The sequence below is a fragment of the Terrisporobacter vanillatitrophus genome (assembly GCF_051148895.1).
GTDB classification, from domain to species: domain Bacteria; phylum Bacillota; class Clostridia; order Peptostreptococcales; family Peptostreptococcaceae; genus Terrisporobacter; species Terrisporobacter vanillatitrophus.
This window is the reverse complement of the sequence record NZ_CP154625.1, coordinates 1,700,189-1,722,400: the sequence shown is the minus strand read 5'-3', so window position 1 is coordinate 1,722,400 and position 22,212 is coordinate 1,700,189. Positions and strand designations below refer to the sequence as shown.

Sequence of the window (22,212 nt, the reverse complement as noted above, 5' to 3'; positions counted from 1 at the left end):
AAAAATTAGCCTTTGGTATTAAACCATTGGCTATTTTTATTTAATTATTTAAATATTCCTTTATTTCCTTTAAATAATTTCTTCTTATTATTAAGAAATAAACAATTAAAACTATAAAGAAACTTCCCATAACTATATATGCTGAAGAAGCCACTTCCATATTAAAGGTATTTCTAACTGCTAAAAGGGCGAAGGTTGAGTGTATTACAGCTATTATATATGGTGCTAAAAACAATATACCTATTTCTATAGTCGAAATTTTTCTTATTTCTTTATAAGTTAGACCTATCTTATTTAGTTTCATATACTTTTCTTTGTCTTCCTGGCAGTCCATATAAATCTTGTTGTATAAAAAACTACTTGCAGTAACGAAAAATATTAACCCTATAAATATAGTTAAAAATAACAATGTAGAAAAAACTATTTTCCCATAATCAAGTACAAAAGATTTTGATAAAAATTTATAAGGGCCATTATTTAATTCTTCTTTATAGGTATTTTCAAAGTTTTTACATATATTCAAAGTCTTCATATAATTTCTTGTATCAAATGTAATAAATTCATCTACTATGCAGTTATTATTTGTCTCATCATATAAATCATCTTTAACAACATATAAATCATAATAAGCTGGCATAACAGACTTATCTACTTGTGTAACAACTTTTAAAGTATTATCATCTACTACAACTTTATTATTTACTTTTTTATTTTCTAATAATGTTAATGATATTGCTTCATTATCTTTAAATTCCACTGTTTTAGTGTTCAGTTTTTCAGCCAACTCTTTATACTTTGATTCTTTAATTATTTTAACTGATTTTTCTTTATCCTTTGACAAAACTGTTTTTATCTCTCCACTTATTTTATAATAAGGAATCTTTTCTTCTTTCAGTGAATTTTCCAACAAGTTAACTTTATCAATATAATCTTTTTTATTAAATTCATCTAAATTATGAAGTACACTTTTATTTGTAGCAAAATGTATGGCTTGAGGATAAGCCAACTCAACTTGTCTAGTTTGATCTTTCCAATAGGCATATACTGCACCTATGGCAGTAAATGCAACTGCAGAAGTTATACATATTAAGAAAAACATTCTTGTATTGTCTTTCATTTTATAATACAAATTTGATATGCATAACATATTAGTATTTTTCTTATAAAATTTTTTATTATTTTTTATAGCTTTTATAATAAATACACTAAGCTGAGAAAACAATAAATATGTTGCTATAATAGTCATAAAAGTTACTGGTGCTATGGTATTTACCAATTGTATTTTTGTAACTGTCACTGCTTTATAATATGACCATGCAAAAAGAGCTATACACAATATAACAAGTACTAAAGAAAACTTTGGCTCTGGTTTTTGAGTTTCACTTCCCTTTAACAATTTTAAAACCTTATCTTCTTTTACTACAAAAGAAATAAACAAAGATATTAATAGTGAAAGTAGCATAAAGTAAATTATGGTTGCTATCATTGACATTGCTGGAATATAGAACTTTAATGGCTCTATTCCCAGTAAATTTGATATGGCTATTAAAACAATCTTAGAAAAAACCAATCCTACTATTACACCAAGGGTAGATGATAAGGCATTTATAATGAAGTTTTCTATAAAAATCATCTTTTGAACTTGTTTATTTGATATTCCCAAACTGTATAATATGCCAAACTCTTTGTTTCTACCTTTCAAAAAAACACTTACAGAATAAAATACAAAGAAAAATAAAAACACATATACAATAATTGAACATACTTTAATTGTAAGTATCAAGTAATCATCAAATGTTGAAGTATCTAAATTTGGATGATTTATAAACATATTAAAAGAAAATAACAAAGCTGAGGATATTAAAATACTGAAGAAGTATCCTAAATAAGACTTAATATTTCTTTTTACATTTTTATATGCAAATTGTATAAAGTTCATTATTTAGTACCTCCCAATAAAGAAAGTACATCTATTATTTCTTGGTAAAATTGAATTCTATTTTCACCTTTGTAAATTTCATTGTAAATCTGTCCATCTTTTATAAACAGTATTCTATTACAATAACTTGCTGCTAAAGGATCATGAGTAACCATCATAGTAGTTACTTTTTCTTCTTTATTTATTTTCTCCAAGTATTCCATTACATCTCTTGCTGATGCAGAATCAAGATTTCCTGTTGGTTCATCTGCCAGTACTAAAGTAGGATTATTAATTAATGCCCTTCCTATGGCAGTTCTTTGAGCCTGCCCTCCAGAAACTTCATAAGTCCTTTTATTCAACAAGTTTTCTATTCCCAATATTTTTGAAACCTTATTTAATCTATTTTCTTGTTCTTTTAACTCTACATTGTCTAAAGTTAAAGGTAAAATCATATTTTCACCAATTGTTAATGTATTTAATAAATTAAAATCTTGAAATACAAATCCCAATTCTCTTCTTCTAAATAAAGCTAAGTCATCACCTTTTAGGTTTAAAATATTTTCTCCTCTTAATGTTATTGTTCCTGATGTTGGTTTATCAATAGTTGAGATAAGATTTAAAAGTGTAGTTTTTCCACTACCACTAGGCCCCATTATGCCCACAAACTCTCCATCATCAATAGCAAAGCTTATGTTATTTAGTGCTGTTGAAATTACTTTTTTACCATATACTTTTTTCAAATTTTTTATATTTAATATTTCCATGATTCTTCTTCCTTTCTAAATTAATTGATTTTTCTTTATATACCAATTTTAATTTAGATTTAAATATATAACTATCTGCAAACCTTTCAAGAGTATTACATTCATGTAAGGTTTGTATATTTTAAAAGTCAGTAGTTCATTTACCACTGACTTATCATTTCTTAAATAATATGGATACTTTAGTTCCTTTTTTCTCTTCTGATTTTATTTCTATATTATGTCCTAAATTATCACAAACTGTTTTTGCTATATACAGTCCCATACCTGTCGACTCTCCGTATTTACGTCCATTTTCACCTGTAAAAAATAAATCAAAAACTCTTTTTATATCCTTATTGCAAATTCCTACTCCTTCATCAGTTATATCTAGTGAAACATATTTTTCATTTTCTTCATAAGCTATAGTTATATATTTCCCATAATCTTTTGAGTATTTTATTCCATTTACAATAACTTGTTTTATTACAAATTTTATCCACTTCTTGTCAGTGTATACTTTTGTTTCCTTATTTAAATTCACTTTAGGTATTATTTTATTTTTTATAAATAGTCTTTTTTCTTCATTTACAATTCCCATGATTTCATCATATAAATTTACTTGTTCAATTACAAAATCTTTTTCAAATTCCTCTAGTCGTGCAAAATACATTGCCATATTTAATCCTTTGTCTAATTTATCTACCTCTTGCATAATTTCTGTTGCAATTTCTTCTCCTTCATAATCCTGAAGTTGAAGATTTATTACAGATAAGGGAGTTTTCATTTGATGTATCCAGTGATTTATAAAAGTCAAATGTTCCTCATGCTTTTTTCTTTGCTCTTCTAAAGAACTTATGTATAATTCATATTGATTTTCTAAAATTAATGATACATTTTTACCCAAGTCAGATCTTCCAAGGTCCACAAAGGACTCATCTAAAGTATTTATTTTTTTTCCAAAAAAGTCATATATCTTTTTAGAGTTTAAGTATTTGTATATTATAAAACAACTTATTATAAAAGTATTAAACAATAATATATATATAGTTTCACTCAAATTTATATATTTCATCATATTACAATAAAAAAGTGTAATTATAAGTCCTAAATAATAAATAAAAACATATCCCTTATATTCTCTTATAAATAATTTCATATTCTTACCTACCAAGTTTTATTTAATTTGTATCCAACTCCTCTAACTGTTTGAACTCCATCTTCTATTCCCAAATCGTAAAGTCTTTTTCTTATTCTACTTACATTCACATTTAGTGTATTTTCTTCTACAAATTCAATATCATCCCATATTTTTTCTAATAAATAATCTCTACTCACTACCTTTGGATATTTTTTCATAAGACATTCCAAAAGTATGCCTTCCTTTTTTGTTATAACTAAATCTTTGTTTTTATACTTTAATTCTAATCTTTCTGGATAAAATTTCAATCCATCTAGTTCAACAATTCTCTCATCCAATTTTGGGGAATACTCACCATATGCCCTTCTTATATAACTTTTTATTTTTGCAATCACCACATCGTAATAAAATGGCTTAGTTATATAATCGTCTGCACCGCTTTCCAAAGCCCTAATTTGATCCATTCCGCTGTCTCTTGCTGATATAAAAATTATTGGTACATTTGATTTTTGTCTTATTTTCGTGCACCAATAAAAACCATCAAACTTTGGTAAGTTAACATCTAATAACACTACACTTGGACTAATCTCATCAAACTCTTCCATAATATTATTAAAATTTTCAACTATTACTGCCTCAAACCCATATTTCTCCACGTAATCTTTTAATAAGGTGCTAATTGATGTATCGTCTTCTACAATATAAATTATATTATTCATATTACACCTCCTTCAGTATTCATCTTATAAATAGTTATTTATCATAAATATAACATTTACTCTATGATTTTATCAATAAAACATTCAATAATATCATATTATTTTTCTTATATTCAAGCTATCTGCAAACCTTACACAAAGATTACATCTATGTAATAAAAAAAGACTAGGACATTACCTAATCTTTTCAATAATTCAACTATTAACTTATACTATTTTTTTAATATGATATACTTCGTACATATTTATTAAATTACTTTTCTTCGTAAGCAAGTTCTACAATTTCACTTCCTGTATAAAAATTTTTTTCTCCTCCTAAAACTTTAAAATCATCATTTTCTCCATAGTTTATAGTAAGGACATTTTTATTAAATTTATCATTATCAACATTAAATACAAAAGGTAAATTATTTTTCTTAATTTCCCATATATTAGAATAATAAACAACTTTTCCTTCATTCATTAAAACAACTTGATTTGCATCGTCTATTTCTGTAATCTTTAAAAACTTATATCCTACTTTTTCATATATTTCTTCTCTTGGGGTGTTTGGTTTAAATATATACATCTTATCCCATTTAATTGAAAGTTGATTATCAAGACTTATAACTTCACCTTCTTTTCCTTCATTAATCAGTTCCGATAATGAACTTAACATGTTCCCATAATTTTCAAATAAATTTTTTAAATTTTTGTTTGATTCATCAAACTGTATTATATCACTTGACTTATCTAAAAGATCCCATCCAGATTTACTTTCTTTCATCTTTATATTTATCTTCGATATACATTCACCATTCTTAGCTGGCTCTGTTACTATTACAGTCTCCCCATCTTTGTTTTTATAATCATTTTGTTTTATCTGAACATGATTATGCCCTGAAACTATAACATCAATTCCACTAACATTTTTAGCTAAATCTTGTATCCTATTTCCAGGGTGTTTCGGTTTTTGGGGTCTTTCTCCAGAATGAACCACTGCTATAATTACATCTGGCTTTTCTTTTTCATTCATAATATCAACCCATTTTTGAGCATCTTTAACTAAATCATTCATATATAGTTTACCAATATAACCCTGTTGATCTTTTAGCTCCATTGATTTGTCCTTATCTTCTCCTACTTCTTTTAGTGAAAGTCCTAATATACCTACTTTTATAGTTTTATCATCAACTCCCAATTCTTTTATTATATAAGGTTTTACATAACTTTTTCCATTTTTATTATATGTATTTGCAGATAAAACACTTATGCCTTGATTTTCAAAATCTGATACCAAGCTATCTAAACCTTCTTTATCCTTTGAAATAAATTCATGATTTCCAAGGGTTACAGTATCAAATCCCGCTTCCTTCATTTCTTTTGCCATAGGAATATTGGCTTCACTTTCTTCTTCAAAGTACTTTAGCATATCTCCTGATGTTCCATACTGTTTATCATAAAAACTATCATTCCTTTCGCTGTGCTCAAGGCACAAAATTGGATGAAAAATGGTATAATACATACATTTTTCGTTAATAAATCTAATAAGTAAGTAAATATACTACAGAGCACGGCGGGGTAAGTGAGAAAAGTGCCTATCGGCAAATCCGCATAAAAACTTGTGCCGAATATCTATCTAAGTACAAATAATTGTGCCATGAGCACGTAAGTTAATCTTTGTTTTAGCAAAGACCGTTAAAAAACTAGGATATTCAGTCAATGTTTACTTACTTAATTTTTTATTTAAGGTGATAAAATGCTTAAAATTGTTCATCCAGTATGTTGTGGTATTGATGTTCACAAAAAATTTATAGTAGCTACAATTGCTTCTACTAATTCTAAAAATATCACAACATATAAAACTAAAAACTTTCAAACATTTACCCATAATTTAATTGAATTCAAAAACTGGTTATTAAGTAACAATTGTACTGAAATATGCATGGAAAGTACCGGTAAATACTGGTTACCAATCTATAACATTCTTGAAGATACTTGTAATATTACACTTGCAAATCCTAAATTTATAAAAAATATTCCTGGTAAAAAAACTGATAAACGTGATTCTTTATGGATTACAGATTTACACAAGCATGGTCTAGTTAGGGGGAGTTTTATTCCTCCAAAACAAATCAGAGAACTTAGAGATTTAATGAGATACAGAAGTAAATTAGTTAATTTTCGTTCTAGTGAAAAAAACAGAATTCAAAATTCATTAACTGTATCTAACTTAATGATTTCTAGCGTTGTATCTGATACATTTGGTAAATCTTCTTCAGCTATTATTAAATATGCATTGGATCATCCCGAAAAGCTGAATATTGATTATACTGAATTTCTTCATGCTAGACTACTACCTAAAGCTGAAGAAATAAATCTATCTATGCAAGGCAATATATCTAAAGAGCAATCAAGCAAAATGAGAGTTTCATTTAACCATTTTGACTATATAAATAATTGTTTGACCCAACTAGATAATGTAATTTCTATCATTTCTTCAGACTACCAGGATCAAATATCTTTACTTTCTTCCGTACCAGGAATTACACCTAAGTCTGCCGTAGGCATAATTTCTGAAATAGGTGTTGATATGTCTAAATTTGATACATCAAAGCACCTTTGTTCTTGGGCAGGATTAACGCCTCAGAACAATGAAAGTGCAGGAAAAAAGAAAAGTGTTCGTATAAGTCGTGCCGGTTTATATTTAAAACCTTTGCTTGTTCAATGTGCCAATGCAGCTATTAAAGATAAATCATGTCCTTACTTTAAATATAGATATGAATCTATTAAAAAAAGACGTGGACATAAGAGAGCTATAATAGCTATTTCAAGAATGCTACTTACTTGTTGTTACAATATGTTACTAAATAATAAAGAATTTAATTCTTCATTATACGATTCTTACTTAAGTGATTGTGTAAATCAAACTAAATCTATAGATAGGATGATTAAATATCTACAAACTCAAGGATTTGTAGTTCAAACACAAGTTGAAGAATCACTTGGAATTACATGATAATTAACCAGTAAATCAATTTTCCACAAACTCCGTTTTTATTTTTTTTAATATTTAAAGGGAGTTATTTAGTGTGCAATCCCTTCGGGTATCTTTTTTCAAGTTAATCTCCTGCATCTACTACAATAGTATTTGAATATTTTTCTTTATCTTTTTTGATAAAATCAACCATTTCATAAGGTAATATTCCGTGTAAATCTGTTGTTGCTAAAATATTTATATCTACTGTTTTTGTTGAACTACATCCTTCCAAAAATAGTGATAATAAGGCTATGCTTATAGTAATTATTTTTATTACATTTCTGTTCATAATATCCTCCCCCCTATTTTGTTTTTTATTTATATATTACCATATTTTTACATATTTTTATTATTCAAAGCTCTTTCTAATATATGTTCATGTATTTGTTTTTCAATTCTATGACACAAATTTTTAGGTATAATAATCTCTTTACAATAATAAAAGGTACTATAGATAAATTCATCCGAGTACCTTAATTGTTTTTATTTAATTTTATACTTATAATATATAGCTAAAACTTTCAACATCTAAATATTCATATCTTTTTTATTATATATTAAGTAAGTACTTATAATGGATACAATCATTATACAAAGTCCTATTATGACAAATTTCATTTCAAATCCATTCTTCAAAAGATCTCCTGGTGCATAATAATCAAAAGGTGAAAAATACTTAAGAAATTCAAAATCTTCTTTTAACTTGCCTATTATTCCAAATAAATAAGAAACGAAGAATATTCCAATTGATATGGGAATTCCTCCTTTATCTGACTTAGCTAAAGCAGATATGAACATTCCTATAAACATAAATACAAGTCCTAAAATAAACATTCCCATATATACTATTTTAATATTTACTAAAAGATCCATAATTTCTACATTGTCTGGTTTTACTGCCATACAAACAAATATAGTAGTTGCACCTATTATTACTATATAAAGAAAATAAATTAAAATTATTGATAATAACTTGTAACTTACAATTTTACTTCTTTTTATTGGCTTTGAATATAAAAATTCTATTGTTCCCTGACTTTCTTCTTTTATAAGAGAATTAACACCTAAAATTGCCCCATAAACAGCACTTGCCATTGCTATATATTGAATAACATATGCCAAATAATTAAATATATCTGAAAAATCTATTCCTGCATCTATATTAAATGCTTTTAACATATCTTGGGAAAGGGCGCTCATTTTATTATTTACCAACTCTTGCATTCCCATATCAGACATACTTGGAAACAGTGACATAAATAAAACTATCATCATGCCACAAACTACTGACCAAATAAGACATGATTTTAATAATCTTTTAAACTCAAATTTAAATATATTCATTATTTATCTTCCTCCTTATTTTCATAATAATTTAAGAAAGTATCTTCCAGGTCTTCTTTTTCTATTAACAATTCATCAATAGTATATTTACTTAATTCTTTTACTAGAGAATTTGTATCTTTATAATAAAGGAAGATGAATAAGTTATTATTTGAGTTATTTAAAATCTTTCCACCTAAGCTTACTATTATTTCTTCATTAATATTCTTACTACTTAATGTAACTTTTAGCCCCAGAGTCTTTGTGGCCTTTTCAAGTTCAATTACATCTATTATTTTTCCTTCTTTTATTACAGCTACCCTGTCACATAAACTTTGTACTTCATTTAAATTGTGAGATGATAAGAAAACAGTATTACCTTTTTCTTTTTCTTTCACTAATATATTAAATAACTTTTTTTGCATTAGAGGATCTAGACCATTTGTAGGCTCATCTAAAATTAAAAGTTTTGGATTTTGAACTAATGCTTGAGCAATTGCTACTTTTTTCTTATTTCCTAAACTAAGTTCTTCCATTTTCTTTTCCATGTCTAGTTCTAAATCTGTACATATTTGCGATAATTCTTCATCACTAACATTTGGATAAAAACTCTGAGCATATTTCATTATATCCTTTACTTTAACTGTGTCGTAATATTTAACTTCACTAGGCACATATCCTATGTTTTCTTTTATTTTGCAATTGTCTTTTACAATATCCATTCCAAATATTGTAGCACTTCCACCAGTTGGATATATGAAGTTTAGTAATGTTTTTATTGTAGTAGATTTTCCTGCACCATTTGGTCCAATAAATCCGTAGATTTCACCTTCATTTACACTTATATTAATATTTTCAATTCCTCTGTTTTTCTTATACGATTTTGTTAGATTCTTAGTTTCAATTATCTTCACTACAAATCCCCCATTTTCATTTTATTTTATAATACTAGTATAGAGTTAGTTGCCTACTCTTTCAAACATTTTATTATAATATATAAAAAGATTTACTAAGTCTTATAACCTAGTAAATCTTTTCAGCTTGATTAAATCTAAATGGATTTAATCTAATTGCATTATTATATAAAAATGGATAAGATTTATTTAAATACTTTAAGTAATCAACCCATTGCATAGCAATATTTTTGTAAACTCTTAAAATATCTTTTTTTAAGTGACTAAGATCTAACTGATTGTTTTTATCATTTTTATAAAAAACAATCTCGTCTCTTAAATGTATTACTGACATAAGTAAATCTGTAAAAATTTCATGCTCTGTTATATTTTCATTACTAATTAGATTTACTAATAAATTACTATTTTCCAATAAAATATCCATTATTTTATCCAGATCTATATCTTCAATATCAATATTATAATTATGAATTTCAACTTGATTTTTTACTTCATCTAAATTATTAAAAGAAGTTATGGAGTTTTTACCTCCTTTATCTGCTTTTATAATCAAATGCATCAATTTATATCCTACTTCAGTAAAGAATAGCCCAATTAGCATACTCAACTTTTCCATTCTTTCTTGCTTAGCTTTATAATCTATTAATCTTTCTAATATCAATGTAACAACTAAACTGTTTACAGGAATAAAGCATAAATTCATTAATGAATAATATGCTGTGTTGACAGCTTGGCCAAATACTAAGTAATGTATTAGAAACATAATAACAGATAAACCTACTAAGATTAGTGATACTACAATATAATATTTTTTATTCTTCATTATTTCCCTCCTAATTTTACCAATACCTTGATTATTATATCATAGGAAGAAATCTTTGCCTCACTATATTTTTAATATATTATCACTTATATTTATTATCCCAGTAAAACATCATTCATATCGTAAAGCCCATTTTCTGCATTTATAATAAACTTAGCTGCCATAACAGCTCCTTTGGCAAATATCATATTTGAACCGGCTTTATGTTTTATTTCTAGTACTTCATCATCTCCTGCAAAAATTACATCGTTGTCTCCTATAATTGTTCCACCTCTTATAGTATGTATACCTAATTCATTTTGTTGCCTTTTAGCATTCTTTCCATGTCTTCCATAAATATTTGTAAGTTCATTTCTTACTTCTTTTATAGCATCTGCTGTCATGAAAGCCGTTCCACATGGACAATCTTCTTTTCTATTGTGGTGTTTTTCTATTATTTCTATATCAAATCCATCTAACAATCTAGTAGCTGTTTTTACTAATTGAAGCATTACAGTTATACCAATTGATGTATTAGAAGATTTAAATACTGGTATTAATTTTGATACTTCTTTAACTTTTTCATTTTGTTCATCACTGTGAGCCGTAGTACCTATAATCACTGGTGTTTTAGTGTTTACAGCATAATCTAAAATTTCTTCTAATCTAGATGCTCTTGAAAAATCTATTATTGCATCTGCCTTTCCTTCTATATCACTAAACTTAGAATATATTTTAAAGTCTGTGTCTTTTAAATCATACTCTGAAACTGCACAAAATACTTCTAATCCCTCAGTTTCATTTATACATTTTACTATTTCTCTTCCTGTATTTCCAAGACCACTTACTATTATCTTTATCATCACTAAATCTCCCTTGTACAATAATATGTATTTCTACTATAATGGTAATTTAATTGATACATTTATGTCAATTAATTCACATGAAAATACCCTATTGTCCAAATGAAAATAGGGTATTTTTAATTATTATTAAATATTAATTTCCATATATTCCTCCCTGAAATAATACTATCCTTGAAGTCCACTGGCTTGTCTATCCATATTTTCTATTACAACATCATGAATATCTCCCTTTGAGGCACAGTATTCAAGAACCTTCCATGGAGTATTAGTGTGGAAGTGAATTTTAATTAAACTTTCATCTCCAACAGCAAGTAAGCAATCTCCTTTAATATTTTCTGTTATGTAGTTATTTATTTCATCTTCGCAAAGATCAGTACCTTCAATTAATAATTGTGTATCAAATTTATACTCTAACATATTCATACTCCTTTTTCTAATTTATTTTCTTATCTAATAGATTATTAAACTAATAATTATATTATACACTAGTAATATATGGTTCTAAACATTTTAATATTAAAAATAAAACTACCACCTTCTTTCATTGAAAGTGCTAGTTTTATTTTTAATATATTAATATCTAATAAGACATTTTATTTTTCTTGTTATTTTCCATAACAAGGTAAATCATAATAAGCACTACTGAAATTGATAAAGCCACAAGTAAATCTATAAATATTTTTGAATTACTTCCATTATTTAAAATCTGGTTAAATGCAGAATTTACCCAAGTTAGAGGTAGTATTAATGAAAAATTTTGTACCATTTGTGGCATAAAATTAGTTGGAACAAATCCTCCACTTAACAAGCACATAGGTGTAACTATCATGGATAACAATGTGTAATACATACTTGAACTATTTGACATACTAAGTACTATTAAGGCTATGGCTATTCCTACAAATGAGATTACAAAGGACAATAAAATCATATAGAACAAATTAATATTAAAATCTGGATTGAAAAAATAAAATGATGCAACTAATGTAATACTTTGAAGTAAAAGCAAAATAAAACATCCTAATATATGACCTAATCCATATTCAATCTTACTCACCTTTGAAACTAAAATTCTTTTATCAATTTTTAATTCTTTTTCTTTTAATAAAGGATTTATTCCTCTTCCTGCTATGAACAAAAATGCCATTGTAAATAAACCAAACATGGTCATATAAGAAACTACTTCTTGTATGTTTGTATTTTCGTATACAAATTTATATTTTTCATTTTCATATTTTTTATAAAGATTATTGTACTCTTCTATATCATTCCCAAAAGTCCATATTTGACTAAGACTTGTATTTAAAACACTTAGTACATATTCTTTAGAGCTATCATTTTCACTGCTTATTACTTCTATGATATCTTTTTCATTATTCTTTATATCTTTATATATATTTTTACTGTTTATTATAACTCCCACCGATACATTTTCATTTTCAAAGGTCTTTTTTACATCTTCTTTAGTGTTAACATAAAATACCTTAGAAAACTTTTCTTTAGGCAAAATTTTATTTACAATTTCACTTTTGTCTTTAGAATAAACTACTATATTAAAGGAATCGTTCATAATATCTTCACTGCTATCAGCTCTGTTCATTATTACATTTACAAATAAATTTATGGCTATGGGAAAAACCAGTATTAATAAAAACCATCCCTTCATTACGGACTTTAAATTATGTTTTAGTATTACTAAAATATTTTTCATCTTATCTCACCACTTTTCTTTTTAATAATATTATAGAAATAATCATTATAATTAATGATGCAGTTAAAGTTATTACTACAGTCATAAGTAAATTTTCACTTCTATTATAAGCTACAAGATTATTTAATTCCTTACTTATCCATAAAAAAGGATTTAATTTTACTAAAGATATTTTATCCAAACTATCATTCATATGTGGCATAAGTTGCCCTGATGCCAAAGTAAGTGCTGTGACTATAAAGGAACAAATATTGTCTCCACTTGTTTTTTTCTTACTTAGAGCCGTGGTAAAAATACCTACACAAACAGCAAATAAACTAAGTAATCCTATTATAAATAATATTGGTAAAATATTATTTATGTTTACATTAACTCCGTAAAATAAAGTTGAAGCTCCTAACATTACTAATCCTTGTAAAAATATAAGGAAGAACGATCCTACTAATTCTAAAGATAAAAGTGATAAAACTTTTGCAGGAGATGTTTTCACCCTATTTCCTAACTTCTCTTTAATATAAAATGTATTTTTAAAAGCATGAATACTGCCTACTAAAATGGCCATTTCTAACATTACTAAAGCAAAATACTCACCATATTCCATATTATTTAAGATTGATTTTGATTTTTTACTTACATTATATTTTTCATTTTTTATCATATTTGTTACATTTATTGGTGTGTAATTTTCTTTATTTAAAGATTCATATACAGATATGGAATTGAAAAACTCTTCAGTAAGTTTTTTTATGGATTCTTGCCCCACACTAATGTCACTACTTCCACCCAAGTTAATCTTTTTATTTTTCTCATCAATATTTACTACTAAGTCATTATCTTTTGACAAATTACTTTTATCAAATTCATTTTCACTGTAAATTTTATAATCTATGTCTATTTTACTATTATCATCATCAAATTTTTCTAAAGCATCACAATAAGAGTTTATAATTGTACTTTGAGTGTTGCCAATAATAGCTAAGTTAATATCTTCTTTTCCACCTTCAAAGGAGAATATTATGGAAAATACATAAGGAAGTAAAAGAGCTAAAAATATATTTGATAACACTGCGTTTTTATCTCTAAGTCCTCTTTTTATGGAGGATAATATTATATTCATAAATACCTTCCCCCTTAATCCCTAAGTTTTCTTCCTGTTAGGTTTAAAAATACATCTTCTAAAGTTAGCATTTGACTTTTTATATCTAGAATTTTAATGTCCTTACTACTTAAATATAACAAAAGTTCATTTAAACCATTAATTTCTCTATCAATGCTTACAATTACTTTGTTGTCTTTAAATTCAACACTATCTATACCTTTTATATTATTAAAATCTTTTTCATTTATAGAAGTAATATCATTTACTGTAACTTCAAATTTATTTTTATTAGTGATTAAATTTTTTAAACTTTCTTTACTTCCTTCTGCTATTACTCTCCCCTTATCAATAATTGCAATATTATTGCAAAGTGCTTCGACTTCTTCCATATAATGTGTTGTATAAATTACAGTGCATCCATTTTTATTCAGAGTTTTAATAGACTTCATAATATGATTTCTCGACTGTGGATCTATTCCAACTGTAGGTTCATCAAGAATTAATAATTCAGGATTATGAACTATACCACAAGCTATGTTTAATCTTCTTTTCATACCTCCAGAAAAAGTTTTACTTAATTTTTTACTTTCTTCCAATCCTACAAACTGTAATGCACTTAATGATTTTTCTTTTAAATCTTTTCCTTTTAACCCATATAAACTACCAAAAAACATTACATTTTCTAAAGCTGTCATATCTTCAAATATGGCCAAGTCCTGAGGTACTATCCCCAACTTACCTCTCATATTTGCGTCATTTTTTTTTACTTCTTCATTACATATTTTTATACTCCCTTTGTCCTTTTCAAGTAAGGTTGTCAGTATATTAATAGTTGTACTTTTTCCAGCTCCATTTGGTCCAAGTAAACCAAATATTTCACCCTTTTCTATAGAAAGATTTAAGTTTTCTAGGGCATTAATTTCGCCAAAACTTTTGTATAAACCATTTATCTCCACATACTTCATTTCATCACCCCTCATATTATTTTTCTTTATGCTTTAATTATATTAAAATTAATGAATAATCTTAAGTACACATGGTCACAACTTTAACATGACTAAAGTCATAAATAATATTTATATAAGACAGAATCACTATAAAACATATATTTTAATATGGAAAAAGCTGACATGTAATAATTGTCAGCTTTATTATTTTCCATTTAAATATGTAATAGCTATTTGAGTTCTATGTTTTAAGTCCATTTTAGATAAAATAGAAGTTATATGATTTTTTACAGTACCTTCTGATAAAAAAATATTACCAGCTATTTCCTTATTGGACAAACCTTTAGCAATAAGCTTAACTATTTCTTTTTCTCTTTCACTTAAATCATATTCTTCTAATATATTATCTTTATTATTTTCATCCCTATTATCATTATTAATCACAAGTTTAGATACAATATTAGATTCAAAAACTCCGTTGCCCATACTTACTGATTTTATTCCACTTATTATTTTATCTGGTTTGCTACTTTTTAATAAATAACCATTACTATTATGTTTTATGGCTGATGAGATTAAATTTTCTTCATCAAAAGTTGTAAGTATAAGAACTTTCACATCTATCTTTCGTCTTCTTATTTCAGACAATACTTCTTCCCCACTCATTACTGGCATTCTCATATCAAGCAAAATCATATCAACTTTATTTTTGCTTAAGAAATCAATACATTCTTTCCCATTTTCTAAAGTTGCCACAACTTCTATTTCTTCATCTATTCCAATAATTATTTTTAAACTTTCTCTTATTAAAATATCATCATCCACAATAATCAAACGTATCATATTCTCACCTCTTAAGTATAATTAAATTTGAAAAACCATCTTCATTATTGAAGTAAACATCTCCACCTAAATTTACAATTCTTTCTTCAATACCAAGAAGCCCCATGCCTTTTTTTATTATTCCTTGGTAATTACCATTATCTTTTATATGAACTCTAATAATTTTATTGAAAACACTAATATGTACATTAATTGAGTCTCCATTACAGTACTTAATACTATTAGTAAAAATTTCTGACATACATTCTAAAATATTCTTCCAATATATTAAGTTGATTTCATTTAAATCCCCTTCTAGTTTCAAATCTGTTTTAATATTTGATTTATTAGAAAAATCATCCATCATAACTTTTAAATTATTAATATTTAACTCCTCTACATTGGGCTTAATCTTTTTTAAAGTATATCTAATATCATCCATACCTTCTCTTAAGTTTTCTATTATGTTATCTAAAATAATAAATCCTTTTTCTTTGTCACTTTTTATAATAATTTTAAGAGCCTCCAACTGCATAATACTTCCCGCTAAAGTATGACCAATTTTATCATGAAGTTTTTGAGAAATATTATTTCTTTCTTCAATTTTTACAGACTGTATACTATTATAATTGATTTTACTTTCTTCTTTTCGTGTCTCTTCTAAATGAAAGTTTTTATCCTTTAAATCATAATTGTATTTCTCCAGTTTATGTATTTTTTTTTCAGATTTTATAATATTATATATAAAAATACATGCAACAAAACCTAAAAATATATTAGTATAGCTAAGATTAATCTTAATTGAACCTAAAAAATATAAAATTATAAGTGAATATAAATAAATTACATCATGCTTTTTCACTAAAATATATTCAACACTTAAGATTGACAAAATCATAAAACATGGATTATAAAAAAAAGTAACTATTAACATAAATATAATATTTATAAGTAGTAAATTGTCCTTTTTTATTTTAATTATATATAACATATACAATGATAAGCTAATGCAAATTAAAATAGCCACTATTGGATAGCCAATTTTATTAAACAACACATGATTTTCTAAACCATATATAAATATGTTTACACTAATTATCAGGTTTAATATTATTTTATATATCATCTTTTCTCTCCTATGAAAAATAATAACCACCCTCAAAAGCATGAAGGTGGCCGTAAAATTAATTATTTCATAAATATTTTATACTATCATAAAATAATCTTTAAAAATGCTATCTTTTATATTTATTTAATTGCTTTTGCCGTAAATTTAGCCATGTGTCTGTTAATATAATCATCAATGTCATCTTTATCACTATCAAATTCCCATTGATCTTCTAACACTCTTATACTTCTATATGTTAGTCCCACATCGCCTTTTAATTTAAAATCTATTAAATCATATAGCCAACATTCACGAGCATTTTCTTCCCAAAGATTATTAGTCTTTATATATTCGTCTAATATTAATTTGTATCTTAATAAAGTGAAACGGTCTATTGTTATATTATTTATTCCCACATTAAATTTACTTCCCCTTGTCATATGCTACCCCCTAAGATATATTTTCAATTAAATTATAGCATAGGTGAGTACATTTTGGGATTATTTGTCAGTATAAACAATTTTTCCTTCACTAATTGTGTATTTAACTTTTCCCAATAGTTTTTCACCTATAAAAGGAGAGTTACTTGATTTGGAATCAAAATCTTTTACTATCCATTCTTCATTTGGATTAAATATCAAAATATCTGCAATAGCTCCTTCTTTAATATATCCTCTGTCTAAATTATAAAGTTTTGCAGGGTTTATAGTCATTTTTTCTAATAAGCTCATTAAGCTTAAATGATTCTCTTTTACTAAAGATGTTATGCCTAGTGCTAAAGATGTCTCCAAACCTATGATACCACTTGGACAAGCAGCAAATGCACGATTTTTTTCTTCTATATTATGTGGTGCGTGATCTGTTGCTATTATTTCTATTGTATTATCTTTTAATCCTTCAATTATTGTTTGCTTATCTTTATCTGTTCTAAGTGGCGGATTCATCTTTGCTAATGATCCATATTTTAGTACATCTTCTTCCGTTAAAGTAAAGTGGTGAGGCGCTGCTTCTGCATAAACCTTTGCCCCTAGTGATTTTGCAAACCTTACTGTTTCTACAGCTACCCCTGAGCTTATATGTTGTATACTTACTTTTGCTCCTGTTTCTAAGGCAATCATACAGTCTCTAGCTACCATAGCATCTTCTGCACAAGTTTTTGCTCCACCTTTAAGACCTAATTTTTTAGCTATTTCACTATCATTTACACCAGCAGTGTCTATAAAATTAGAATCTTCTTCATGAAGGCTTATTGGCACATCAAGTTCCTTAGCTTTTTTCATTGCTTCATATAAAATATCTGTATCCATTATTGCTATACCATCATCACTAAATCCTACTGCACCATTTTTTAATAGTTCTTCAAAGTTAGTTAACTCTTTTCCTCTAAAACTTTTTGTTATGCTACCAACTTGAAGTACATTAATACAAGCTTCTTTTGCTTTTTCATTTATATAATTTAAAGTTTGTACATTATCAACTACAGGTTTTGTGTTTGCCATACAAACAACAGTTGTAAATCCACCTCTTGCTGCAGATTTTGCCCCAGTTAATATATCTTCCTTATATGTGAAGCCTGGATCTCTAAAGTGCACATGGACATCAATTAGCCCTGGAGAAACTACACATCCTTTTGCATCTATTATTTCTTTAAATTTTTCATTAACTTCTATTTTTCCAATTTCTTTTATTTTTCCATCTTTAATAGCTATATCTAATACTTCATTTTTTTTACTTAATGGATCAATTAATCTCCCATTTTTTATTAAAATCATAAATATCTCCTTTGTAATATCTATTTATATATAAATTATAAATATTGTACCATTTTTTATAAAAAATAAAAAATAATTTTATTGGTACATACATAAAATTATTTTTATTTAATATTATTCAGTTTTTACTATAATAAGTACTTAAATTAAAATTTAAAAATATTTATATTTTAAATTTTATAATTTAATGAAATTTTTAGAATTAATATAAAATTTTACTTTTTGAAATTTTTTGTCGAAAAATAGTTTACAAATTAATTATTTTAATGTAAAATGTTTTTTATATGCAAAAGGAAATCTTTCATCAATTGAGGAAAGGCTTATCCTTGAAAATTTAATTCCTTTCACAATTCTAAGAGGAATTAGCAATAATTTTAGGAGGAAATCGATATGATTCAAATTTTAACAGGTACTGCTTTATTATTAGTAGTATTAGCACTATTTACTTTATTTAGTTACAAAGCTCCACAAGGTATGAAAGCAATGGGTGGACTTGCAAACGCTGCAGTTGCATCATTCTTAGTTGAAGCTTTCCACTTCTCATTCTTTGGTGAAGTTTTAGGAATGAAATTCCTTGAAAATGTTGGTGCAGCAAACGGTTCATTAGGTGGTGTTGCAGCTGCAACTTTAGTACCATTAGCTCTTGGAGTTTCTCCAGTGTATGCTGTAATGGTTGGTCTTACATGTTTAAACTTTAAAATATTACCTGGATTTATAGCTGGTTATTTAATATCATTTGTAATCAAAAAATTAGAAGAAAAAGTTCCTGCTGGACTTGATCTAATAGTTATAATATTAGTTGCTGCACCACTTGCTTTCGGTATAGGACAATTTACTAGCCCAATTGTAAACGGTGTTCTTGAAACTGTTGGTACAGTATTAACTCAAGCATCATCTGCATCTCCAATATTAATGGGTATAATACTTGGTGGTTTAATAACAGTTGTTGCTACTGCTCCACTTAGCTCAATGGCTTTAACAGCTATGATAGGTTTAACTGGTGCTCCAATGGCAATAGGTGCATTATCAGTATTTGGTTCTTCTTTCATGAACTTTGTATTCTTCTCAAAAATGAAGTTCGGTTCTAAGAAAGATAATATATCAGTTGCTATAGAGCCATTAACTCAAGCTGACTTAATATCTGCTAACCCAATACCAGTATATGTTACTAACTTTATAGGTGGTGCAATGTCTGGTGTAATAATAGCTATGATGGGACTTGTAAACAACTCTCCTGGAACTGCTACTCCAATAGCTGGTTTCGCAGTAATGTTTGCTTATAACTCACCAATGCAAGTTTTAATAGCTGCTGCTGGTTGTATTGTAGTATCTGTAGCTGCTGGTTTCATAGGATATGCTATGTTTAAAAACTATAAAATAACTACTGCTGATGTAGTTCGTGGAACTAACTCAGATAATATAGCTGCTTAATATATTTAAGCTTAGATATTTAAATAGCAAATTAAAAAGCTTCAAGGTTTAATATAAATTATTCCTTTAAGCTTTTTTTTTATTCAAATAATCTATTTCCATATTTTAATTCACAAATTTTCCTTTCTTAATTATCTATAAATTTTGTTTTGTATCATATAATTCTTCTCTTCTTTTTGTAGATTTTATAAATAATTCTTCTAATCCTTTTTTGTCTTCACTTTCAATACATTTTTTTATTTTATTAACCTCATCTTCAAAACTATTTATAACAGTAAGTAAGTTTTCTTTATTTCCTAAAAACAACAAACTCCACAGTTTTTCATTCATATTTGCAATTCTAGTTAAATCTCTATAGCTATCACCAATAAATTCGCCTGTATTTCTATTTTCCAAATCGCTATTTATCAAGGCTACCGCAAGAACATGTGGCAATTGACTTGTAAATGCTATCATTTCATCATGAAACTTAGGAGTTGTTCTTTTAATATGTTTAAATCCCATTTCATAAGCTAGTTTTTCTACTAGATTTAAATTCTCTTCTTTATTTTTTTCATTTTCAATTATTAAAAAGTTTGCACCTTCAAATACCTTATTTGTTGCATAATCTATGCCTTGTTTTTCTCTTCCAGCCATGGGATGAGCAAATACAAAATCAACATTTTCTGGCAAGATTTCAATTATGTCATGTATAAACAACTCTTTTATTCCTGTCACATCTGTAATTAGAGCATTTTTCTTAAATTTATCTTTATTTTTAATAATAAAATCTTTTACTAAATTAGGATATATAGCTAGAACTATTAAGTCTACCTTAGAAATTATTTTATCTTCATTTTCAAATCCTTCTCTTATAATACCTAGTTTTTTTGCTTTATCTAAAGTGTCTGTATTTTTATCTACTCCATAAACTTCTTTATATCCTGCTTCTTTTAGCGCCATGGCATATCCTCCACCAATTACGCCAAGTCCTACGATTAATATTTTCATAAAACACCTCTTAAATTTCTTTCTTTTTATAACATCCTAATAATTTAAAATACTTACTTTTTTCTTCAATTATATTTATGGCATTTTTTACATTTTCATTGTTAATATTGCCTTCAAAATCAACATATAGAACATATTCCCACAGTTTGCTTTTGCTTGGTCTAGATTCTATTTTCACCATGTTGATTTGGTTTTCTGCAAAATGTCTAAGTAAATTGTACAAGGTCCCTGCTTTATTATCTAAAGAAAATGTCACAGTCATTTTATTACAATCATTACTTAATTCTAGTCTTTTACTAATTATTACAAACTTTGTATTATTGCTTTCATCGTCATTTATTTCTTTTTCTATTATATCTAATCCATAAATTTTTGCTGCTCTTTCACTGGCAATAGCTGCTTTGCTTTTATCATTTAAGTGTGAAACATGTTTTGCACTTATGGCCGTGTTATAAAAATATATTAATTTTAAATTTTCATTATTTTTTAAAAAGATTTTGCTTTGTTCAAAACCTTGAGGGTGAGAATAAACTTCCTCAATGTCATCCAATTTGGAACCTTTTATTCCCACCAAATTTTGTTTTATTTTTATACACTCTTCTCCCACAATGTAAAATCCATATTTTGATAATAAATCATATACAGCAGTTATTGCTCCAGTACATGAATTTTCAAAGGGTAATATACCATAATCTATTTCATCTTTTTTTAAAGCAATAAATACATCTTCAAATTTTTCATAACTTACTTCCTTTTGATTTTCTCCAAAGAACTCAATCATTGCTTCTTCACTGAAAGATCCTTTTACTCCTTGGTATCCTATCTTTATATTACTTTTATTTTTGATTAGAGTTTCTTTTGTATAGTCATATAAATCCACTATTATT

Annotated in this window: 22 protein-coding genes; 2 read left to right on the top strand and 20 right to left on the bottom strand. The window is 26.5% G+C overall.

Annotation, left to right across the window (positions count from 1 at the left end; translation table 11 throughout):
* Positions 1 to 40: 40 nt before the first annotated feature.
* The 5 genes from TVTCOM_RS08665 to TVTCOM_RS08645 form a co-directional block, all read right to left on the bottom strand.
* Positions 41 to 1,939, bottom strand: coding sequence for an FtsX-like permease family protein (locus TVTCOM_RS08665; protein WP_434799435.1), 1,899 nt, complete (start codon positions 1,937 to 1,939; stop codon positions 41 to 43).
* Positions 1,939 to 2,685: an ABC transporter ATP-binding protein gene (locus TVTCOM_RS08660; protein ID WP_434799434.1), complete on the bottom strand. Its 747-nt coding sequence runs from the start codon at positions 2,683 to 2,685 to the stop codon at positions 1,939 to 1,941. The genes TVTCOM_RS08665 and TVTCOM_RS08660 overlap by 1 nt, the downstream gene beginning before the upstream one ends.
* Before the next feature lie 154 nt (positions 2,686 to 2,839).
* On the bottom strand, positions 2,840 to 3,820 hold the full coding sequence (locus tag TVTCOM_RS08655; protein WP_434799433.1) for a sensor histidine kinase: 981 nt from the start codon (positions 3,818 to 3,820) through the stop codon (positions 2,840 to 2,842).
* An 8-nt stretch (positions 3,821 to 3,828) separates the two neighbouring features.
* Positions 3,829 to 4,521, bottom strand: coding sequence for a response regulator (locus TVTCOM_RS08650; protein WP_434799432.1), 693 nt, complete (start codon positions 4,519 to 4,521; stop codon positions 3,829 to 3,831).
* Positions 4,522 to 4,774: 253 nt separating this feature from the next.
* Positions 4,775 to 5,998, bottom strand: a complete 1,224-nt coding sequence (locus TVTCOM_RS08645; RefSeq protein WP_434799431.1) for a CapA family protein — start codon at positions 5,996 to 5,998, stop codon at positions 4,775 to 4,777.
* A 261-nt stretch (positions 5,999 to 6,259) separates the two neighbouring features.
* On the opposite strand from TVTCOM_RS08645, the gene TVTCOM_RS08640 reads away from it, so the two are divergent.
* Entirely contained in the window at positions 6,260 to 7,519 is a 1,260-nt protein-coding gene (locus tag TVTCOM_RS08640; RefSeq protein WP_434796464.1) for an IS110 family transposase, read from the top strand.
* Between the two features lie 103 nt (positions 7,520 to 7,622).
* On the opposite strand, the gene TVTCOM_RS08635 is transcribed toward TVTCOM_RS08640, so the two are convergent.
* From TVTCOM_RS08635 to TVTCOM_RS08575, 13 genes are all read right to left on the bottom strand, one after another.
* The gene (locus tag TVTCOM_RS08635; RefSeq protein ID WP_434799430.1) at positions 7,623 to 7,829 is read right to left on the bottom strand and encodes a hypothetical protein; all 207 of its coding nucleotides are present in this window, start codon (positions 7,827 to 7,829) and stop codon (positions 7,623 to 7,625) included.
* A gap of 239 nt (positions 7,830 to 8,068) precedes the next feature.
* Positions 8,069 to 8,884, bottom strand: a complete 816-nt coding sequence (locus tag TVTCOM_RS08630; RefSeq protein ID WP_434799429.1) for an ABC transporter permease subunit — start codon at positions 8,882 to 8,884, stop codon at positions 8,069 to 8,071.
* The gene (locus TVTCOM_RS08625) at positions 8,884 to 9,777 is read right to left on the bottom strand and encodes an ABC transporter ATP-binding protein (RefSeq protein WP_434799428.1); all 894 of its coding nucleotides are present in this window, start codon (positions 9,775 to 9,777) and stop codon (positions 8,884 to 8,886) included. The genes TVTCOM_RS08630 and TVTCOM_RS08625 overlap by 1 nt, the downstream gene beginning before the upstream one ends.
* A gap of 109 nt (positions 9,778 to 9,886) precedes the next feature.
* Positions 9,887 to 10,600: a hypothetical protein gene (locus TVTCOM_RS08620; RefSeq protein ID WP_434799427.1), complete on the bottom strand. Its 714-nt coding sequence runs from the start codon at positions 10,598 to 10,600 to the stop codon at positions 9,887 to 9,889.
* Positions 10,601 to 10,695: 95 nt separating this feature from the next.
* Entirely contained in the window at positions 10,696 to 11,442 is a 747-nt protein-coding gene (gene dapB / locus TVTCOM_RS08615) for a 4-hydroxy-tetrahydrodipicolinate reductase (RefSeq protein WP_434799426.1), read from the bottom strand.
* Between the two features lie 168 nt (positions 11,443 to 11,610).
* Positions 11,611 to 11,862 (bottom strand): kinase to dihydroxyacetone kinase, encoded by a 252-nt coding sequence (locus TVTCOM_RS08610; RefSeq protein ID WP_434799425.1) that lies wholly within the window; start codon positions 11,860 to 11,862, stop codon positions 11,611 to 11,613.
* 163 nt (positions 11,863 to 12,025) lie between these two features.
* Entirely contained in the window at positions 12,026 to 13,156 is a 1,131-nt protein-coding gene (locus TVTCOM_RS08605; protein ID WP_434799424.1) for an ABC transporter permease, read from the bottom strand.
* A 1-nt stretch (position 13,157) separates the two neighbouring features.
* A complete protein-coding gene (locus TVTCOM_RS08600; RefSeq protein ID WP_434799423.1) occupies positions 13,158 to 14,273 on the bottom strand; it encodes an ABC transporter permease in 1,116 nt (371 codons plus the stop codon).
* Positions 14,274 to 14,287: 14 nt separating this feature from the next.
* On the bottom strand, positions 14,288 to 15,220 hold the full coding sequence (locus tag TVTCOM_RS08595) for an ATP-binding cassette domain-containing protein (protein WP_434799422.1): 933 nt from the start codon (positions 15,218 to 15,220) through the stop codon (positions 14,288 to 14,290).
* Positions 15,221 to 15,406: 186 nt separating this feature from the next.
* The gene (locus tag TVTCOM_RS08590) at positions 15,407 to 16,045 is read right to left on the bottom strand and encodes a response regulator (RefSeq protein WP_434799421.1); all 639 of its coding nucleotides are present in this window, start codon (positions 16,043 to 16,045) and stop codon (positions 15,407 to 15,409) included.
* Between the two features lie 4 nt (positions 16,046 to 16,049).
* A complete protein-coding gene (locus tag TVTCOM_RS08585; RefSeq protein ID WP_434799420.1) occupies positions 16,050 to 17,150 on the bottom strand; it encodes a sensor histidine kinase in 1,101 nt (366 codons plus the stop codon).
* A gap of 122 nt (positions 17,151 to 17,272) precedes the next feature.
* Positions 17,273 to 17,572 (bottom strand): hypothetical protein, encoded by a 300-nt coding sequence (locus TVTCOM_RS08580; protein WP_434799419.1) that lies wholly within the window; start codon positions 17,570 to 17,572, stop codon positions 17,273 to 17,275.
* A 60-nt stretch (positions 17,573 to 17,632) separates the two neighbouring features.
* Complete coding sequence (locus TVTCOM_RS08575) at positions 17,633 to 18,904, bottom strand: dihydroorotase (protein ID WP_434799418.1); 1,272 nt, start codon at positions 18,902 to 18,904, stop codon at positions 17,633 to 17,635.
* Between the two features lie 390 nt (positions 18,905 to 19,294).
* On the opposite strand from TVTCOM_RS08575, the gene TVTCOM_RS08570 reads away from it, so the two are divergent.
* A complete protein-coding gene (locus TVTCOM_RS08570) occupies positions 19,295 to 20,335 on the top strand; it encodes a PTS sugar transporter subunit IIC (RefSeq protein WP_434799417.1) in 1,041 nt (346 codons plus the stop codon).
* Between the two features lie 135 nt (positions 20,336 to 20,470).
* Here the strand turns inward: TVTCOM_RS08570 and TVTCOM_RS08565 are convergent, their stop codons facing one another.
* Together TVTCOM_RS08565 and pheA are read right to left on the bottom strand one after the other, a co-directional pair.
* The gene (locus TVTCOM_RS08565) at positions 20,471 to 21,325 is read right to left on the bottom strand and encodes a prephenate dehydrogenase (RefSeq protein ID WP_434799416.1); all 855 of its coding nucleotides are present in this window, start codon (positions 21,323 to 21,325) and stop codon (positions 20,471 to 20,473) included.
* Positions 21,326 to 21,335: 10 nt separating this feature from the next.
* Positions 21,336 to 22,205, bottom strand: coding sequence for a prephenate dehydratase (pheA, locus tag TVTCOM_RS08560; RefSeq protein ID WP_434799415.1), 870 nt, complete (start codon positions 22,203 to 22,205; stop codon positions 21,336 to 21,338).
* Positions 22,206 to 22,212: the final 7 nt, after the last annotated feature.

Excerpts from the sequence above, each read along its gene's own strand:
- TVTCOM_RS08665 (WP_434799435.1), bottom strand. The coding sequence starts at position 1,939 with ATGAACTTTATACAATTTGCATATAAAAATGTAAAAAGAAATATTAAG.
- TVTCOM_RS08660 (WP_434799434.1), bottom strand. The coding sequence starts at position 2,685 with ATGGAAATATTAAATATAAAAAATTTGAAAAAAGTATATGGTAAAAAA.
- TVTCOM_RS08655 (WP_434799433.1), bottom strand. The coding sequence starts at position 3,820 with ATGAAATTATTTATAAGAGAATATAAGGGATATGTTTTTATTTATTAT.
- TVTCOM_RS08650 (WP_434799432.1), bottom strand. The coding sequence starts at position 4,521 with ATGAATAATATAATTTATATTGTAGAAGACGATACATCAATTAGCACC.
- TVTCOM_RS08640 (WP_434796464.1), top strand. The coding sequence starts at position 6,260 with ATGCTTAAAATTGTTCATCCAGTATGTTGTGGTATTGATGTTCACAAA.
- TVTCOM_RS08635 (WP_434799430.1), bottom strand. The coding sequence starts at position 7,829 with ATGAACAGAAATGTAATAAAAATAATTACTATAAGCATAGCCTTATTA.
- TVTCOM_RS08630 (WP_434799429.1), bottom strand. The coding sequence starts at position 8,884 with ATGAATATATTTAAATTTGAGTTTAAAAGATTATTAAAATCATGTCTT.
- TVTCOM_RS08620 (WP_434799427.1), bottom strand. The coding sequence starts at position 10,600 with ATGAAGAATAAAAAATATTATATTGTAGTATCACTAATCTTAGTAGGT.
- dapB (WP_434799426.1), bottom strand. The coding sequence starts at position 11,442 with ATGATAAAGATAATAGTAAGTGGTCTTGGAAATACAGGAAGAGAAATA.
- TVTCOM_RS08610 (WP_434799425.1), bottom strand. The coding sequence starts at position 11,862 with ATGTTAGAGTATAAATTTGATACACAATTATTAATTGAAGGTACTGAT.
- TVTCOM_RS08605 (WP_434799424.1), bottom strand. The coding sequence starts at position 13,156 with ATGAAAAATATTTTAGTAATACTAAAACATAATTTAAAGTCCGTAATG.
- TVTCOM_RS08600 (WP_434799423.1), bottom strand. The coding sequence starts at position 14,273 with ATGAATATAATATTATCCTCCATAAAAAGAGGACTTAGAGATAAAAAC.
- TVTCOM_RS08595 (WP_434799422.1), bottom strand. The coding sequence starts at position 15,220 with ATGAAGTATGTGGAGATAAATGGTTTATACAAAAGTTTTGGCGAAATT.
- TVTCOM_RS08590 (WP_434799421.1), bottom strand. The coding sequence starts at position 16,045 with ATGATACGTTTGATTATTGTGGATGATGATATTTTAATAAGAGAAAGT.
- TVTCOM_RS08585 (WP_434799420.1), bottom strand. The coding sequence starts at position 17,150 with ATGATATATAAAATAATATTAAACCTGATAATTAGTGTAAACATATTT.
- TVTCOM_RS08580 (WP_434799419.1), bottom strand. The coding sequence starts at position 17,572 with ATGACAAGGGGAAGTAAATTTAATGTGGGAATAAATAATATAACAATA.
- TVTCOM_RS08575 (WP_434799418.1), bottom strand. The coding sequence starts at position 18,904 with ATGATTTTAATAAAAAATGGGAGATTAATTGATCCATTAAGTAAAAAA.
- TVTCOM_RS08570 (WP_434799417.1), top strand. The coding sequence starts at position 19,295 with ATGATTCAAATTTTAACAGGTACTGCTTTATTATTAGTAGTATTAGCA.
- TVTCOM_RS08565 (WP_434799416.1), bottom strand. The coding sequence starts at position 21,325 with ATGAAAATATTAATCGTAGGACTTGGCGTAATTGGTGGAGGATATGCC.